The 16728-nt window shown below is 56.8% G+C and carries 13 protein-coding genes and 1 pseudogene; 10 read left to right on the plus strand and 4 right to left on the minus strand.

From position 1 onward, the window contains the following. A pseudogene (locus tag QRD42_RS04220) lies at positions 1-327 on the plus strand (hypothetical protein); the annotation flags it as partial. A gap of 53 nt (positions 328-380) precedes the next feature. Beyond that, a complete protein-coding gene (locus QRD42_RS04225; RefSeq protein WP_321988245.1) occupies positions 381-2096 on the plus strand; it encodes a ShlB/FhaC/HecB family hemolysin secretion/activation protein in 1716 nt (571 codons plus the stop codon). A 36-nt stretch (positions 2097-2132) separates the two neighbouring features. Here QRD42_RS04225 and QRD42_RS04230 read toward each other — a convergent pair whose 3' ends face one another. Then, positions 2133-2948 (minus strand): AraC family transcriptional regulator, encoded by an 816-nt coding sequence (locus tag QRD42_RS04230; protein ID WP_321988246.1) that lies wholly within the window; start codon positions 2946-2948, stop codon positions 2133-2135. A 255-nt stretch (positions 2949-3203) separates the two neighbouring features. Between QRD42_RS04230 and QRD42_RS04235 the strand changes: the two genes are divergently transcribed. From QRD42_RS04235 to QRD42_RS04250, 4 genes are all read left to right on the plus strand, one after another. Continuing rightward, on the plus strand, positions 3204-4604 hold the full coding sequence (locus QRD42_RS04235) for an MFS transporter (RefSeq protein ID WP_321988247.1): 1401 nt from the start codon (positions 3204-3206) through the stop codon (positions 4602-4604). Positions 4605-4614: 10 nt separating this feature from the next. Next, positions 4615-6570 carry a glycoside hydrolase family 127 protein gene (locus QRD42_RS04240; RefSeq protein WP_321988248.1) on the plus strand — a complete coding sequence of 652 codons (1956 nt, stop codon included), beginning with the start codon at positions 4615-4617 and terminating at the stop codon, positions 6568-6570. Between the two features lie 67 nt (positions 6571-6637). Continuing rightward, complete coding sequence (locus QRD42_RS04245; RefSeq protein WP_072571074.1) at positions 6638-6949, plus strand: hypothetical protein; 312 nt, start codon at positions 6638-6640, stop codon at positions 6947-6949. 119 nt (positions 6950-7068) lie between these two features. After that, on the plus strand, positions 7069-7950 hold the full coding sequence (locus QRD42_RS04250) for an ROK family protein (protein ID WP_321988249.1): 882 nt from the start codon (positions 7069-7071) through the stop codon (positions 7948-7950). Between the two features lie 14 nt (positions 7951-7964). Here QRD42_RS04250 and selB read toward each other — a convergent pair whose 3' ends face one another. From selB to QRD42_RS04265, 3 genes are all read right to left on the minus strand, one after another. Further along, positions 7965-9812: a selenocysteine-specific translation elongation factor gene (selB, locus tag QRD42_RS04255; protein WP_321988250.1), complete on the minus strand. Its 1848-nt coding sequence runs from the start codon at positions 9810-9812 to the stop codon at positions 7965-7967. Beyond that, positions 9809-11197, minus strand: a complete 1389-nt coding sequence (gene selA, locus QRD42_RS04260) for an L-seryl-tRNA(Sec) selenium transferase (RefSeq protein ID WP_321988251.1) — start codon at positions 11195-11197, stop codon at positions 9809-9811. The genes selB and selA overlap by 4 nt, the downstream gene beginning before the upstream one ends. Before the next feature lie 92 nt (positions 11198-11289). Next, positions 11290-11898, minus strand: coding sequence for a glutathione S-transferase (locus QRD42_RS04265; RefSeq protein ID WP_072571070.1), 609 nt, complete (start codon positions 11896-11898; stop codon positions 11290-11292). Between the two features lie 513 nt (positions 11899-12411). Here QRD42_RS04265 and QRD42_RS04270 point away from each other — a divergent pair. The 4 genes from QRD42_RS04270 (at position 12412) to QRD42_RS04285 (ending at position 16580) form a co-directional block, all read left to right on the plus strand. Then, positions 12412-14319, plus strand: coding sequence for a PTS mannitol transporter subunit IICBA (locus tag QRD42_RS04270; protein WP_321988253.1), 1908 nt, complete (start codon positions 12412-12414; stop codon positions 14317-14319). Between the two features lie 103 nt (positions 14320-14422). Further along, the gene (gene mtlD / locus QRD42_RS04275; protein WP_321988254.1) at positions 14423-15571 is read left to right on the plus strand and encodes a mannitol-1-phosphate 5-dehydrogenase; all 1149 of its coding nucleotides are present in this window, start codon (positions 14423-14425) and stop codon (positions 15569-15571) included. Further along, entirely contained in the window at positions 15568-16158 is a 591-nt protein-coding gene (gene mtlR / locus QRD42_RS04280; RefSeq protein WP_072571067.1) for a mannitol operon repressor MtlR, read from the plus strand. The genes mtlD and mtlR overlap by 4 nt, the downstream gene beginning before the upstream one ends. Positions 16159-16217: 59 nt before the next feature. After that, a complete protein-coding gene (locus QRD42_RS04285) occupies positions 16218-16580 on the plus strand; it encodes a YibL family ribosome-associated protein (protein ID WP_072571066.1) in 363 nt (120 codons plus the stop codon). Positions 16581-16728: the final 148 nt, after the last annotated feature.

Consider the following 16728-nt stretch of genomic DNA (forward strand, 5'->3'; position numbering starts at 1 on the left):
ACCAGCAGTAATGCGGGCCTGAGCGGCGTCGGCCAGGTGGTCAGCAATCTCGGCCAGACGGTTGCGGATGTCGGCGGCGTGGTAAAACCGGCCACCGTGACCGCGCCTCCGGCCAGTTCAACGGGCGGTATCGCAGTGGATGCGACGGCGGATGCCAGTAAAACCGGTCTGGTAGCCAATGTTGGCGCCACGGTCAATAACCTGACTGCCGGACTGACCGCCAGTGCCGGGACGACAACCAGCAATGACACCGGTGGAACGACCGCCTCCGGACCGCTTAGCGGCGTGACCGGTATCGTGGGCGGGCTATTACAACCTAAACAATAACACGCTATTCCGTGCCTCCGTCCGGGGGCACGTTTTCCTGAAGGGAATGCATCATGAGACTACACCTCTGCTATGCGCTCATGTGCGGCGCGGTGCTCGGCATCGCCCGGGCGGATACCCTCCCCGCCATTATCGATCCGGTTAACCCGTCAAAAGCCGTACCCGGCGAACAGGATCCCACTGCGGTTCAGCGCCGTGCGCCGACGGTAACGGTGCCGAAATCCGCCACGCAGCTCACCCCGGATACGCCTATCCTGGTCAAACATATTCAGTTTATTGGCGGCAAGCTTTACCCGCTGAAAAGCCTGCTTGCCCCCTTTCGCCCTTATGCGGGCAAAACCGTACCGCTGAAAGAGATCATCCGGCTGGTGAATGACATTACCACCCGCTACCGGGCCGATGGCTATCCGCTCTCTTATGCCTGGCTGCCGGACAATAATTTTCACCATGGCAAAATTAACATCGTGCTGGTCGAAGGGTATGTCGCTCACAGCGATATTAAGAGCAATAACGCCAGCATCGCCGCGCGCCTGAAGCGGCTGGCAGAAAAAATGATGACCGAAAAGCCATTGCGACAGGAAACGTTCGATCGCTACAGCCTGCTGATGACCCGCACGCCGGGCACCAAAGTGGATGTGAATGCGCAGCTGCCGAAGAATATTTATGGCGCGGCGGCGATGAAAGTGGACGCCAGCCAGCCGCGTATCTGGGATCTCTCTTCCACGCTCGACGTGCGCAGAGGCGAAAACCTGGCGCTGGTCAACGGCACCTTGAGCAACTTCACAAGTTATGGCGATCAGCTCGGCGTCGCCACTTTTATCCCGCTGGACGGTGAAACCCGCAAGACTTATGTCGGGCTTAATTATCAGCAGTTCCTCACTGACGAAGGGCTGAATATGCAGCTTCGGGGCAGCTTTTATCGTGACGATCCTGAGGAGTTCACTCCCTTGCTGAATCTTAACGGGTTCACGGTGGATGCCCGCCAGCAATCCACGCAATACAACGGCGGCATCAGTTTTGTCTATCCACTGCTGCTCACCCGTCAGAAGCAAATCAGCCTCTCCGGCGGCGTGGACTACACCAACAAACGTAACGATATCGACCTGCGGGCGCGCGGCTTCGGGCAGACCATTCCGCTGGAATCCCAGAGCCAGCATACCCGTTATCCGGCGCTGGATCTGGGGATCACCGGCTACCGGGAATTCAGTAAGGCCAGCATCAACGCCCGGCTGAACCTGCGCCAGGGGCTGGATACCTTTGACGCGGACGTCTCTCCGGTGGCCGGTACCGATCTCAGCTTTACCCGCTGGAAAGGCAACCTGGATGCAGGCTGGATGATGACGGAGAAATGGCGACTGAGTTCATCCATGGAAGGCGTCTGGTCTGATACCACGCTGCCGGATCCGGAGCGCGTACAGTTCGGCGCGCAGCGTTTCGGGCGCGGCTATCAGGACGGCGAAGCCAGCGGCGATTACGGCTATGGCGGTCAACTGGAGCTGCGCTACCTGCACAGTCGTAAAGAGAGCAAATGGCTGGCGACGGTACAGCCCTACGTGCTGGCCGACACCGCACGCACCTGGTATAACGCGTCCGGCTTTCGCCAGCAGCGGTTAAGCTCGGTGGCGGCAGGCGTGATGGTGGGCGATAACAAACACTATACGCTGGCGGTGGAAGCCGCCCGTCCCACGGGCGATCTGCCCACCGACAACCGCCGTCGCGACTGGCGCTATAACCTCACCGTGACGTGGAATTTTAATAACTTACGTTAATGGATTGACTGAATTTTCTGTAAACCGATAATAATTTCATGAATTTATATGTTCCTTGCAGTAGCGCCGTTTCCAGACGGCGGGCGTTAAGCCGGTGTGCTTACGGAAAATTTTTCTGAAATAGCCGACATCGCTGAAGCCGCACAGCGTGGCAATCTCTTTCAGCGAACACGCATCGCTGAGTAAAAACTTTTCTGCCGTCCGCACCCGCTGGCGGTGGATCGCTTCCGTCAGCGTGAGGTGAAACGTCCGCCGGTAAACGCGCCCGAGGTAATCGGCATTGCAGTGTAATTCCCGCGCGAGCGTGGCGGTGGAAACGGGCAGATGATACTGCGTACGAATAAGCTGCTGCGCTTTCCAGGCAAAAGACACTCCCCGATCGTCTTGCTGCGTTTCGGCACTTCCGGTCAGGGTAATTTGTTGCAGGATCAGTAATAAAATAAGTTCCAGAGCGACACTGCGCGTTAATTTTTCCTGTTCGCTCAGAAACTGGCGGAACAAGGAAATAACATATTGCGGATCCTCTGGCGTAGTATGCTGCGGTACGGTAAGCGTTAGCGTCGACTCAACAGGCAGGCTGCTTTCCTGCACTTCAAAATGCAGCCAGTAGAATTTAAGATCGGCGGGAAAATCCTCCACGCCTACGTGACGCCGCTGTGGCCATAATAATAGACTTTGCCCGGCGCTAACCTTAAATAGCTGCCCTTCTTCCTCGATCGTCAACGTCCCCTTTTCGACGAAAATCACTTCCCATGAATTCAGTTTACGAGCCGGATGACGCCCCATACCGCGTGAAATAAATAAACCGCCATTTTGCACTTTAATCGGATGTATTATGGATAAATTAAGCATGAATATTCAATTTCCTGTTCTTATCGCCAATAATTAAAGGCTTATAAATTGATTATTAATGAATTATTCCCCGTCAGCTCGATCGGCTTCACACTTTTCCGATGAGGTCGGGATCGTCATCTTTTTATACTTCTTTGTTGCCTTGTGGGCGGTAATAATCCGGGCAGAATTAATAAGGTCATAACCCATAATAACGGCCTGTGGTGTTTCACGGGCAACGTAAAAACGGCCTCTCCACGCTGCGAGGAGTTATCGATGACCTCTACATCTCTGTCTGAAACAGATATCGCCCATTCTAATCACGACGCCCTATTATCGGTACGCGAAAAAATAGGTTACGGCCTGGGCGATGCCGGCGGCACGGTTATTACCTGCCTGATAATGAATTTCCTTACCTTTTTTTATACCGATATTTTTGGACTAACACCGGCGTTGGTCGGCACGCTGTTTATCGCCTTACGCGTCTTTGATGCTATTTCCGATCCGGTAATGGGCATTATTGCCGACCGTACGCAAAGTCGTTGGGGACGGTTTCGTCCCTGGCAATTATGGATGGCCATACCTATTGGCGTTATCGGTTTCCTGACCTTCACCGTGCCGGATGCCAGCATGGGCGTGAAAATTGCGTGGGCGTTTGGCACCTATCTGCTGCTGTCCGTGGGCTACACGGCGATTAACGTTCCTTACTGCGCGCTAATCAATACCATGACGACACGGCACAATGAGGTGATTTCGTGCCAGTCCTGGCGCTTCGTACTGTGCGGCGTGGCGGGTTTTCTGGTCTCGGTTGGTCTGCCGTGGATGGTGGACGTGCTGGGCAAGGGCGACGCCGCCCGGGGTTATCAGCTGGGCGTTGGCGTGCTGTGCACGCTCGCCGTGGTGATGTTTTTATGTTGCTTTTTCTGGGTCCGTGAACGCGTGCCGCTGGCGCTGATGGGTAAATTTACCCTGCGCGAACACCTTGCCGGGCTGCGTAAAAACGATCAGCTGTTACTGATGCTGGTGATGTCATTCCTGCTGATCAACGTGTTCAATATTCGCGGCGGCGGCTACATGTATTTCATCACCTACGTGCTGGAGGGCAGTACGGCTTATACCTCGCTGTTTTTTACCATGGTGACTTTCGCCTCGATTTTAGGCTCGGTGATTGTTAACCCCCTGACCCGACGTATTGATGCCGTAAAACTGTATTACTACACCAATCTGGTCCTGGCCGCGCTGGCTGTCGGGATGTGGTTTTTACCGGGCGGCCCGGCGTATCAGACCCTATGGCTGGCGGTCATTCTTGGTAACGGCGTGATCCTCGGCTTCACGCTGCCGCTGCACTTTTCGCTGATGGCCTTTTCCGATGACTACGGTGAATGGAAAACCGGCGTCCGTTCTTCCGGCATGAACTTTGCCTTCAACCTGTTTTTTATCAAGCTCGCCTGGGCATCCAGCGCCGGGATCATCAGCCTGCTTTTTATCGTCGTCGCCTACCAGCCCGGCGCAGGCAATCAAACTCCCGCCTCGCTACAGGGCATTACGGCGATGGAAACGCTGTTGCCCGCCCTTTTCCACCTGCTGCTGGCCGTCACTATTCGTGCCTGCAAACTTAATAACCCGATGATGTCGCGTATTGCCACCGATTTGCGTCAGCGCCATGTTCAGTCCTGAGGAGAAGATAATGAAAGTAATGGAAACCGACCTGCACACGCTCAAGGTCACCGATCCGTTTTTAGGCGAGTATCAGCGTCTGGTGCGCGATGTGGTGATCCCTTACCAGTGGGATGCACTGAATGATCGTATTCCGGATGCCGATCCCAGCCATGCGATTGCTAATTTCCGCATCGCCGCTGATCTGCAGGAGGGAGAATTTTACGGCATGGTTTTTCAGGACAGCGATGTGGCGAAATGGCTCGAAGCCGTCGCCTGGTCCCTGTGCCAGAAGCCCGACCCCGAACTGGAAAAGACTGCCGATGATGTCATTACGCTCATCGCCGCCGCACAGTGTGATGACGGGTACCTCAATACCTGGTACACGGTAAAAGCGCCCGGCGAGCGCTGGACGAATCTTGCGGAATGCCATGAATTGTACACTGCTGGCCATATGATCGAAGCGGCGGTAGCTTATTTTCAGGCCACCGGAAAACGTGCTCTGCTCGACGTGGTCTGCCGTCTTGCCGATCACATTGATCGTGTCTTTGGCTCGGGCGTGGACCAGTTGCAGGGCTATGATGGGCATCCGGAAATCGAACTGGCCCTGATGCGCCTGTATGAAGTCACCGGCGAGACGCGTTATCGCGATCTCGTGGCCTACTTCGTTGAACAGCGCGGCACTCAGCCGCATTTCTATGATACTGAGTTTGAAAAGCGTGGCGGCACCTGGCACTGGCCGAATCATGGCACCGCATGGATGGTGAAAGACAAGGCCTATAGTCAGGCGCACGTACCGCTTTCAGAACAGGACAGTGCCATCGGTCATGCGGTACGTTTTGTCTATCTGATGACTGGCGTGGCGCATCTGGCGCGTCTGGCCGGAGATGAGCAAAAACGTCAGGATTGTCTGCGGTTGTGGCAAAACATGGCACGCCGTCAGCTCTATATTACCGGCGGCATCGGCTCGCAGAGCCGTGGTGAAGCGTTCAGTCACGATTACGATCTGCCGAACGATACGGTGTATGCAGAAAGCTGCGCCTCCATTGGCCTGATGATGTTTGCCCGGCGGATGCTGGAAATGGAAGGCGACAGCCATTATGCCGACGTCATGGAGCGCGCACTGTATAACACGGTGCTCGGCGGGATGGCGCTGGACGGCAAACACTTCTTTTACGTTAATCCACTGGAAGTACAGCCCCGTTCGCTGCCATTTAATCATATTTATGACCACATCCAGCCGGTGCGCCAGCGGTGGTTTGGCTGCGCCTGCTGTCCGCCGAATATCGCCCGTCTGCTGACCTCCATCGGCCATTACATTTATACCCCACAGGCAGATACCCTGTTTATTAATTTATACATTGGCAACCGGGCAGAGATTCCGGTTGGGGAGCGAACGTTGCGCTTACAGCTGAGCGGCAATTACCCGTGGCAGGAAAATCTTACCCTGCGTATCGAGTCGCCGGAGCCGGTGGAACATATCCTGGCCCTGCGCCTGCCGGACTGGTGCCCCAACCCGACAATTACGCTGAATGGCGGCCCGGCCATGGGTGAGATCCGCAAAGGCTATCTGCATCTTCGCCGTGTCTGGCAGGAAGGCGATACGCTTTCCCTGACGCTGCCAATGCCGGTACGCCGGATTTATGGCAATCCGCTGGTGCGCCATCAGGCTGGTAAAGTCGCCGTACAGCGCGGACCGCTGGTGTATTGTCTGGAGCAGGCCGATAACGGCGAGGAGCTGCATAATCTCTGGCTGCCGGAGGACAGCGTCTTTACTACGCTGGACGGTAAGGGAATTTTTGCGCATAAAGTGCTGATTCAGGCGGATGGTTATAAACGTACCGCCGCACAGGCCGAGCAGCAACCGCTGTGGCATTACGATGCTTCTCCCGTCAGACGTACCCCTCAGAAGCTGACGTTTATTCCCTGGTTCAGTTGGGCGAATCGAGGCGAAGGAGAGATGCGTATCTGGGTGAATGAAGAGTAACGGCATATTAGATCCGCGCGGGAATTCAGCCCATAATAGTAATTCATTAAACTCAACAGGATGTTGTATGGATACTGAAAACCGCGCGGTGACCGACATGAAACGTATTAAGGCCCGCAGCATTTATCGTTTACTGCTTATCGGCCTGAGTATTCCCATGGCCGTACTGGGCTTTATCTTTGGCTTATTCGCCTGCTTTGGCTACGACACCGTGAGCTGGAACCAGCAGTATATTCATGGTTTGCTTGCACTGCCGGTCGGGCTGCTTATCGGCATTCTTATGAGTGCGATCATGACGGCCATTCTTGGCTCACTGAGCTGCCTTGGGCTTTGGATCTACAGCCGCTTCAGGCCGCTGAGAATCGCTGTACTGGATTAATCTATCCTGCCACCCCGTCATAATTTAAGAATAAGTGAAGGTGTTTATTACCTTACTTTACGTTGCGCTGGCCTGCCTGAACCATACTTAGCCTGAGCGGTTATCACAGGAAAAAAACTATGCAGTATTTTATTGGTTTTGACGTGGGTGGTACACACATCAAGCACGGCGTGATTGATGAGAATGGCGAGGAACTGACCTCGGACGAGTACGACACGCCGGAAGACGTTGAGACGTTTAAGCAGAAATGGCAGGCGGTGGTTGAGGGCTATCAAAAGGAGCACGACATCGTCGCCGTTGGCATCAGTTTCCCCGGATACATCAACATCCGTACTGGCGTTGCCATGAAAGCCGGAGCGCTGGACTTTATGGACGGCATTAACCTGCGCGAGTTGTTTGCGGAACTCAGCGATCTGCCGGTGATTGTCGAGAACGATGCCAACTGTGCCGCGCTGGGCGAGCGCTGGCTGGGTGCAGCGCAGGATTACGACAACGTCGTCTGTATCACCGTCGGCACCGGTATCGGCGGCGGCATTATTTTTGACGGCGAACTGTATCGCGGATCGCATTTCCGTGCCGGTGAGTTTGGCGTGATGCCGGTCGGTAACGACGGCGAATGCATGCATGAAGTGGCGTCCGCCCGTGGCCTGATGGAAGCCTGCCGCCGTGCGCTGGCACTCTCCGCCGAAGAGATGCCTCACGGCAAAGAGATTTTCGAACGTATGGACAGTGACGTGCACCTGCGCGAAGCCGTTAACCAGTGGGCGCGCTTTCTGTCGCGTGGCATTTACAGTGTGATTTCCATGTACGATCCGCAGGTTGTGCTAATTGGCGGCGGATTAAGCGAGCAGGAGAAAGTCTATCAGCTGCTCGATCGCCATCTGGAAACCTTTGAGATGTGGGAGTTTCTGAAAGCGCCCATCCTGCCATGCAAACTGGGTAACCAGGCGGGCAGGCTCGGCGCGGTATGGCTGGCGAAACAACAGGTTAAAGCCGGGTAAAAACCCGGCTGGATTCAGCTATTTTCCGGAAACAGCTGCGCATCCCGCAGCAGGTGGTCGTTGCCGCGTCGGCGGGTAAAGCCGATGCGGTCGAAATATTCCAGGATCTGGATCGCCAGCTTGCGGCCAACGTTCAACCGATCGCGGAAATCTGCCGCACAGGTTGATCCCCGCGCCTGATCCAGTTCGCGGATCATACTGGCAAAGGCGACGATCCGATCGTTACGGTAATAGCGATCTTTGACGATCGCCGTTATCAGTCCCTGCTGCGCCGCCTGTCGTAATACACTCCGCATTAACTGCTCATCCGTGCCCGTTTCCCGCGCCAGATCGCGTACCCACCAGGGTTCATCCGCAAACAGCGGTGCCGCACGCTGCCAGATCGCCGCCTGCTCTTCGGTAAAACCGGCTTTGTGTTGCGGCAGATGCAGCCAGCCGTGATGGCTGGCAATGTCGCCGCTTTCCCGCATCCGCTCGATTAACGTCAACACCAGCGCATCGTCTTCCATCGGCAGCGCCATGCGCCGCAGACGCTCGCGTCCGGGGCCGGGTTCGTCTTTATGCTGTTCGTGATAGGTCGCCAGCGTGTCGAGCAGTTTACGCAGCCAGCCTGCGGCCACCGCCGCGCTCAGTACGCTGTCCCCCGACTGGATCAGCCCGTCATTGCGGGTTAACGCGTCCAGTCCGCTGCGGCTTAACTGCCGCGCCCAGCCAAAGCGACTCAGGGATACCGCACCGCGGATCAGGTGCGCTGCCAGCGCGCTGGTATCGTCCTGCGCGGCGGCAAGCGTAGCGAGCCAGTCCAGATACGCTGTTTTACGTTTGCCACGGCGGGGCGGATCGAGCATCACCACCCGCGCGCCAGCCAGCGTGATACGCGCCGAAATATCACGCAGCACCAGCCGATCGTTATCCGCCAGCCACAGCGGGCTGTCGAGCACCAGCTCGGCCAGATCGTCGGTCAGCAGCGAGACGCGCCCGGTGATATGGCTGGCGGCATGGTGAATATGTAAGGGCTGCCACTGCGTCAGGGGCGTATGGCTTTGCAGCGCCACGATAACGCGGGAAGACGGCTCCGACGGCGCCTCGCTGAGCAGCCAGTCGCCGCGGGTTATGGATCCCTTTTCGGCGTCGCCGCTAATATTCAGCGCGATACGCTGCCCGGCCATCGCATGATCGACCGGCTGGTTTTGCGCATGCAGACCGCGCACGCGCATGGGTTTGTTAATGCCGGTCAGCCACAGGGTATCGCCGGTGCGCACCTCGCCAGACAGCGCCGTGCCGGTCACCACCAGGCCCGCGCCCTTCACGGTAAAGGCGCGGTCAATCGCCAGCCGGAAACGCTGATGCTGCACGTGCTCCCGCTCCGGGAGGCGTAGCAGATGCTCGCGCAGTTCATCGATGCCGCGTTGGGCGGTCGCGGCGGTGATAAATAGCGCCGCGCTCGTAAAGCCGTACTCCCGCAGCGTGTTGCGCACCTCGTCCTGAACGGCAGCAATGCGCGCCTCGTCGACCCGGTCGGCTTTGGTCAGCGCCACGGTCAGGGTTGGCTGGCCGGTCAGCTGCAAAATCGCCAGATGCTCACGAGTCTGGGCCATCACGCCATCATCACAGGCCACCACCAGCAGCGCGTGATCGATACCGCCGACGCCTGCCAGCATATTGGCGAGAAACTTTTCATGGCCCGGCACATCAATAAATCCTGGTACGCGGCCATCAGCCTGCGGCCAGTAGGCATAACCCAGATCGATGGTCATGCCGCGCTTTTTCTCTTCCGGCAGGCGGTCGGCATTTACACCGGTGATCGCTTCCAGCAGTGTCGTTTTGCCGTGATCCACATGTCCGGCGGTGGCAATAATCATTTCAGTAACATCTCCAGAAAACGGGTTTCGTCCTCAAGACAGCGTAAATCGAGCCACAGGCGGCCATCGGTGATGCGGCCAATCACCGGGACTTCACCTGTGCGCCATTGCGCCGCGAGCGTTTCAAGCCTGCTGCCGCGCCCGTCCTGCGGGGTGAAGGTCAGGGCCACGCTCGGCAGCCGATCCACCGGCAGGGAACCGCTGCCAATCTGCGACAGACAGTCTTCGATCTGCACATGGAAGTCAGAAAAATGCGCGGCCAGTACCGGCTGAAGTTTTTCCGCCAGGGCGCGGATCGTCGCGGTATCGCGGGTCAGCAATCGCAGCGTCGGCAGATCCTGCGTGAGTTTTTCCGGATGCAGGTAGAGGCGCAGCGTGGCCTCCAGCGCGGCGAGGGTCATCTTGTCTGCCCGCAGCGCGCGTTTTAACGGGTGCTGTTGCAGACGGGCAATCAGCGCTTTTTTGCCGACGATGATCCCGGCCTGCGGGCCGCCGAGCAGTTTATCGCCGGAGAAGCTGACCAGGCTGACGCCCGCGGCGATCAACGCCTGCGGCATGGGCTCTTTCGGCAGGCCGTACTGGCTGAGATCCACCAGCGAGCCGCTGCCTAAATCCACCACCACCGGCACGTCCCGCTCGTTGCCAATAGCTACCAGTTCCGCTTCGTCCACGGCTTTCGTAAAACCTTCGATCTGATAATTACTGGTATGCACTTTCATCAGCAGCGCAGTATTGTCGTTGATGGCCTGACGATAGTCTTTCGCGTGGGTGCGGTTAGTGGTGCCGACTTCATGCAGCTCGCAGCCCGCCTGGCGCATGACGTCCGGAATGCGAAATGCGCCGCCAATCTCCACCAGCTCGCCGCGCGACACCACCACTTCCTGGCCGCTGGCCGTAGCCGCCAGCATTAACAGTACCGCCGCCGCGTTGTTATTGACGATACAGGCGTCTTCCGCCCCCGTCAGACGGCACAGCATGGCGGCCAGCGCGCTGTCACGATGTCCGCGCCCGGCACCATCCAGATCGTACTCCAGCGACACCGGAGAACGCATCGCCTGTGCCACCGCCTCGATCGCCGCTTCCGCCTGTAATGCCCGCCCGAGATTAGTGTGCAGCACCGTGCCGGTCAGGTTGATCACTGGACGAATGGCGCTTTGCTGCTGATGATGAAGATGCTGGCGCGTCGCCCCGGCCCAGTCAGCGCTCCAGTCTGGCAGCGTCTGGCTGTCATGGATGGCGGCGCGGGCCTCGTTCTGCAACAGGCGCAGCGCCTCCACCACCCGCGTATGGCCAAAAGTGGCTAACAGCGGGCGGAACGCGTCATCACGCAATAAACGGTCGGTTGCCGGGATCTGGCTGAACAGGGAACGATTTTCAGGGGTCATGACACTGCCTTGCTGTGATTGGCCCCTCCGTCGGGAAGGGGTCGACGTGAGGGGATTGTACAGCGTCTTTGCTCAGGCTGTCATAATGCGTATCAAGCCTTTGGCGGTTCGGTGCGGGCAAAGCTTTCGCGCTGGAAGAGCGTTTCCACCAGCTTCACCAGCTGCGGGCGCTCCACGCACCAGCCTGGCGACACGCGGCGGAAGTTCAGATAGCCAATCGCGCAGGCGACAGCGATGTTCGCCAGATCGAGGGACTGCGACTGCAACACGCCGTTGGCGGCGTATTGTTCCAGGGCATCCAGCGCGCGGCTGATTTTTTCCCGCTGGCGCACCAGTTCGCTTTCCGACTGCTGTGCTGCCGGACGGGCCTGCTCGCGCACGGAGGTCAGCGCCGCATCCATGATGCCGTCCGCCAGCGCTTCCAGCTGCCGCACCCGTAATGCCGCTTTCGCATCGCTGGGCAGCAATGCAGGCGCCATACCCAGCTGTTCCAGATATTCCGCAATAATGGGGGAATCAAACCAGGTTTCGCCGTCGTCAGTCACCAGCGCGGGCACTTTACCAAGCGGGTTAAATTGCGAAACGCCATTCTCTGCGTTATAGGGCATTTCGTTGACGAATTCGAAGGTGATGCCTTTTTCCAGCAAGATCACGGAAATCTTCCGCACGAAGGGGCTGGTGTAGCTGCCAATCAGTTTCATGGCCGGGTCCTTAATCGCCTGTGAAGAGATAATTATGGCCCACCGCCGCACAAAAGGCAGGGGCGCCTTCATAAATGTGAAAAGTCTGTTCCGTAAGGTGTCGGCAGTGTAAGGAAGTTACATCTGTCGTCTGCGTCTACATCACAGTTTGCCTTTGATCACAGTCAGAAAACTCCTGACAAAAATATCTTGTGATTAAGATCACAAATAAATAACAAAGTCATGAAATACAAATGTGATTAACATCACATTAACAGCCATTCTGCGTCGATTTTTTCGGCGGTGTTCTTTTTTTACACCAGTGTTTTGTGAAGTTGATCACGCCTTATCCCCGGATACACCCTATGTTTATGTGATTCAGATCACACCAAAGGGCACTGTCTGGACAGAAAGGCGATTCGGTGCCAGATTTCGCCTCACACACATCATGGGTCCGGCTACCTCTGCCGCCACATTAACAACAAACCTCGGGCTTCCGGCCTGTGCGCTAGCAAACATAAGAAGGGGTGTTTTATGTCATCCGATATCAAGATCAAGGTGCAAAGCTTTGGTCGGTTCCTTAGCAATATGGTAATGCCCAACATCGGCGCGTTTATCGCCTGGGGTATTATTACTGCACTCTTTATTCCAACAGGATGGTTACCTAACGAAACGCTGGCGAAACTCGTCGGCCCGATGATTACTTATCTGCTGCCGCTGCTGATCGGTTATACCGGTGGTCGTCTGGTTGGCGGTGAGCGTGGCGGCGTGGTCGGTGCTATCACCACCATGGGCGTTATCGTGGGCGCAGATATGCCGATGTTCCTCGGCGCTATGATTGCCGGTCCGCTGGGCGGTCTGTGCATCAAGAAATTTGATGCCGCGGTAGATGGTAAGATCAAATCCGGTTTCGAAATGCTGGTGAATAACTTCTCCGCCGGCATCATCGGTATGATCCTCGCCATTCTGGCGTTCCTCGGCATTGGCCCGGCGGTGGAAGTGCTGTCCAAGGCACTGGCTGCGGGCGTTAACTTCATGGTTGTCCATGACATGCTGCCGCTGGCGTCCATCTTTGTTGAACCGGCGAAAATCCTGTTCCTCAACAACGCCATCAACCACGGTATCTTCTCGCCGCTGGGTATTCAGCAGTCTCACGATCTCGGCAAGTCCATCTTCTTCCTGATCGAAGCAAACCCGGGTCCGGGTATGGGCGTGCTGCTGGCGTATATGTTCTTCGGTCGCGGCAGCGCGAAACAGTCTGCGGGCGGCGCGGCAATCATCCACTTCCTGGGTGGTATCCACGAAATTTACTTCCCGTATGTCCTGATGAATCCGCGTCTGCTGATCGCGGTGATCCTCGGCGGTATGACTGGCGTGTTTACGCTGAGCGTGCTGGGCGGTGGTCTGGTGTCTCCGGCGTCTCCGGGTTCTATCCTGGCGGTACTGGCAATGACGCCGAAAGGTGCCTATTTTGCTAACCTCGCGGCAATCTTCGCAGCGCTGGTCGTCTCTTTCGTTATCTCCGCCATTCTGCTGAAAACCAGCAAAGTGAAAGAAGATGACGATATTGAAGCCGCAACCCGTCGCATGCAGGACATGAAAGCCGAGTCCAAAGGCGCCTCTCCGCTGACCGCGGGCGAAGTGTCCAACGACCTGAGCCATGTGCGTAAAATCATCGTCGCCTGTGATGCCGGTATGGGCTCCAGCGCCATGGGCGCAGGCGTGCTGCGTAAGAAAGTGCAGGATGCGGGGCTGACTAACATCTCCGTGACCAACAGCGCGATCAACAACCTGCCGGGCGATGTTGACCTGGTGATCACGCACCGCGACCTGACCGAGCGTGCGATGCGCCAGGTGCCGCAGGCGCAGCATATTTCGCTGACCAACTTCCTCGACAGCGGCCTGTACACCAGCCTGACTGAACGTCTGGTTGCCGCACAGCGCCACGAGCAAAATGAAGAGAAAGTGCGCACCAGCCTGCAGGACAGCTTCGACGAAAGTAACAGCCACCTGTTCCGCCTCGGCGCAGAAAACATCTTCCTGGGCCGCACGGCGAGCACCAAAGAAGAAGCCATTATTTTTGCCGGTGAGCAGCTGGTGAAAGGCGGCTACGTTGAGCCGGAATATGTGCAGGCGATGCTGGATCGCGAAAAACTGACCCCGACCTATCTGGGTGAGTCCATCGCCGTGCCGCACGGTACGGTTGAAGCGAAAGACCGTGTTCTGAAGACCGGCGTGGTATTCTGTCAGTATCCGGAAGGCGTACGCTTCGGTGATGATGCCGACGACATTGCCCGTCTGGTTATCGGTATCGCCGCCCGTAACAACGAGCACATCCAGGTGATCACCAGCCTGACCAACGCGCTGGACGACGAATCTGTGATTGAGCGCCTGACGCACACGCAGAGCGTTGAAGAAGTGCTGGCTCTGCTGAACAAGTAAGGTTACGCCCTTTTCCCTCTCCCATTGGGAGAGGGTTAGGGTGAGGGGAATTCGCCTCCTCACCCCAGCCCTCTCGGGTAAAAACATTGATGAAGGTAATTCTATGAAAGCATTACATTTTGGCGCAGGTAATATCGGACGTGGTTTCATCGGCAAATTGCTGGCGGACGCGGGTATTGAGCTGACATTCGCCGATGTGAATCAGGCGGTGCTCGACGCCCTGAATGCCCGTCATAGCTATCAGGTTCACGTTGTCGGTGAAAATGAACAGGTGGACACCGTTTCAGGTGTTAACGCGGTCAGCAGCATTGGCGACGAGGTTATCGATCTCATCGCGCAGGTTGATCTGGTGACCACGGCGGTTGGCCCGGTGGTGCTGGAGCGCATTGCACCGGCTATCGCCAAAGGTCTGGCAAAACGTAAAGCCCAGGGTAACGACACGCCGCTGAACATCATCGCCTGTGAAAACATGGTACGCGGCACCACACAGCTGAAAGGTCACGTGTTTAACGCGCTGGCGGAAGAAGATAAAGCCTGGGTGGAAGCACATACCGGCTTTGTGGACTCCGCCGTTGACCGTATCGTGCCGCCGTCGGCCTCCGCCACCAACGATCCGCTGGAAGTCACCGTGGAAACCTTCAGCGAATGGATCGTCGATCAGACCCAGTTCAAAGGCACGCTGCCGAATATTCCGGGCATGGAGCTGACCGATAACCTGATGGCCTTTGTGGAGCGTAAGCTGTTCACCCTGAACACCGGCCACGCCATTACCGCCTATCTCGGCCAGCAGGCGGGTCTGCAGACTATCCGTGACGCCATTCTCGACGAGAAAATCCGTACTGTGGTAAAAGGTGCAATGGTGGAAAGCGGCGCGGTGCTGATCAAACGTTATGGCTTTGAAACGCAGAAACACGCTGCCTATATCCAGAAAATTTTGGGTCGCTTCGAAAACCCCTATCTGAAAGATGATGTCGAGCGCGTTGGCCGTCAGCCGCTGCGTAAACTGAGCGCGGGCGATCGCCTGATCAAGCCGCTGCTGGGCACGCTGGAATACGACCTGCCGCATCACAACCTGGTGCTGGGTATTGCCGCCGCGATGCACTATCGCAGCGAGCAGGATCCGCAGGCCATTGAGCTGGCGCAGTTGATTGAAGAGAAAGGCCCGCAGGCGGCTCTGGCGCAGATTTCCGGGCTGGACGCGGCGAGCGACGTCGTGACCGAGGCCGTTAACGCGTACAACGCAAAGGCATGATGCCAAACCCGGCGCGGAGCTTTCCGCGCCCGAACAACAGATTGTCGGATATGCAGGCAATAATGGAAGAAACCCAGGCCTTTGAAAACCGTGTGCTTGAGCGTCTTAATGCAGGCAAAACCGTACGCAGCTTTTTGATCGCCGCCGTCGAGCTACTGACCGAGGCGGTGAACATTCTGGTGCTTCAGGTTTTTCGCAAAGACGATTACGCGGTGAAATATGCCGTTGAGCCGCTGCTGGACGGCAACGGCCCGCTGGGCGATTTGTCGGTGCGCTTAAAACTGATTTACGGGCTTGGCGTCATCAGCCGTCCGGAATACGAGGACGCCGAGCTGCTGATGGCGCTGCGGGAAGAGCTGAATCACGACGGCAACGAATACGCTTTCACCGACGACGAGATCTTGGGCCCCTTCGGTGAGCTGCACTGCGTCGCCGCCCTGCCCCCCGCGCCGCAGTTTGATCTCAGCGATGCCGATCTCTATGCCATGCAAAAGCAGCGTTATCAACAGGTTGTACGTTCCACCATGGTGCTTTCCCTGACAGAGCTGATCTCCCGCATCAGCCTGAAAAAAGCCTTTCAGAAGTAACCGCCCGCGGTTTAGTGTATCCTTAGCGCAATATCTCCCCGATTCAGAGTCCAATTGTCATGAAAGAAGTTGAAAAGAGTGAAATTAAACGCCTGAGCGATCGCCTTGACGCTATCCGCCACCAGCAGGCCGATATTTCGCTGGCCGAAGCCGCCGACAAATACGCCGAGCTGGAAAAAGAAAAAGAGACGCTGGAAGGCGAAATCGCCCGTTTGCGCGCCCTGCACGGGCATAAGCTGAGCAAAGAAGCGCAGAAACTGGCGGATATGCCGTTCCGCCGCGCCATCACCAAAAAAGAACAGGCCGACATGGGCAAGCTGAAGAAAAGCGTGCGCGGCCTGGTGGTGGTGCATCCGATGACCGAATTAGGTCGCGAAATGAAGCTGACCGAGATGACCGGCTTTTCGAAAACCGAATTCTGATCCCCTGCTTTCTGACCTCTCCCCGTCCGCGGGAGAGGTTTTTATCTGCGCTTCCCTTCTGATGTGGTCCTACCAATCCTGCCCCTGAGTCCTGTTCTGCTCACAGATATATCATTTCCTGTCACACATGCATTGCCAGTCAATAACA

Source organism: Enterobacter sp. PGRG2, from assembly GCF_030291195.1.
Lineage (GTDB): Bacteria > Pseudomonadota > Gammaproteobacteria > Enterobacterales > Enterobacteriaceae > Enterobacter_D.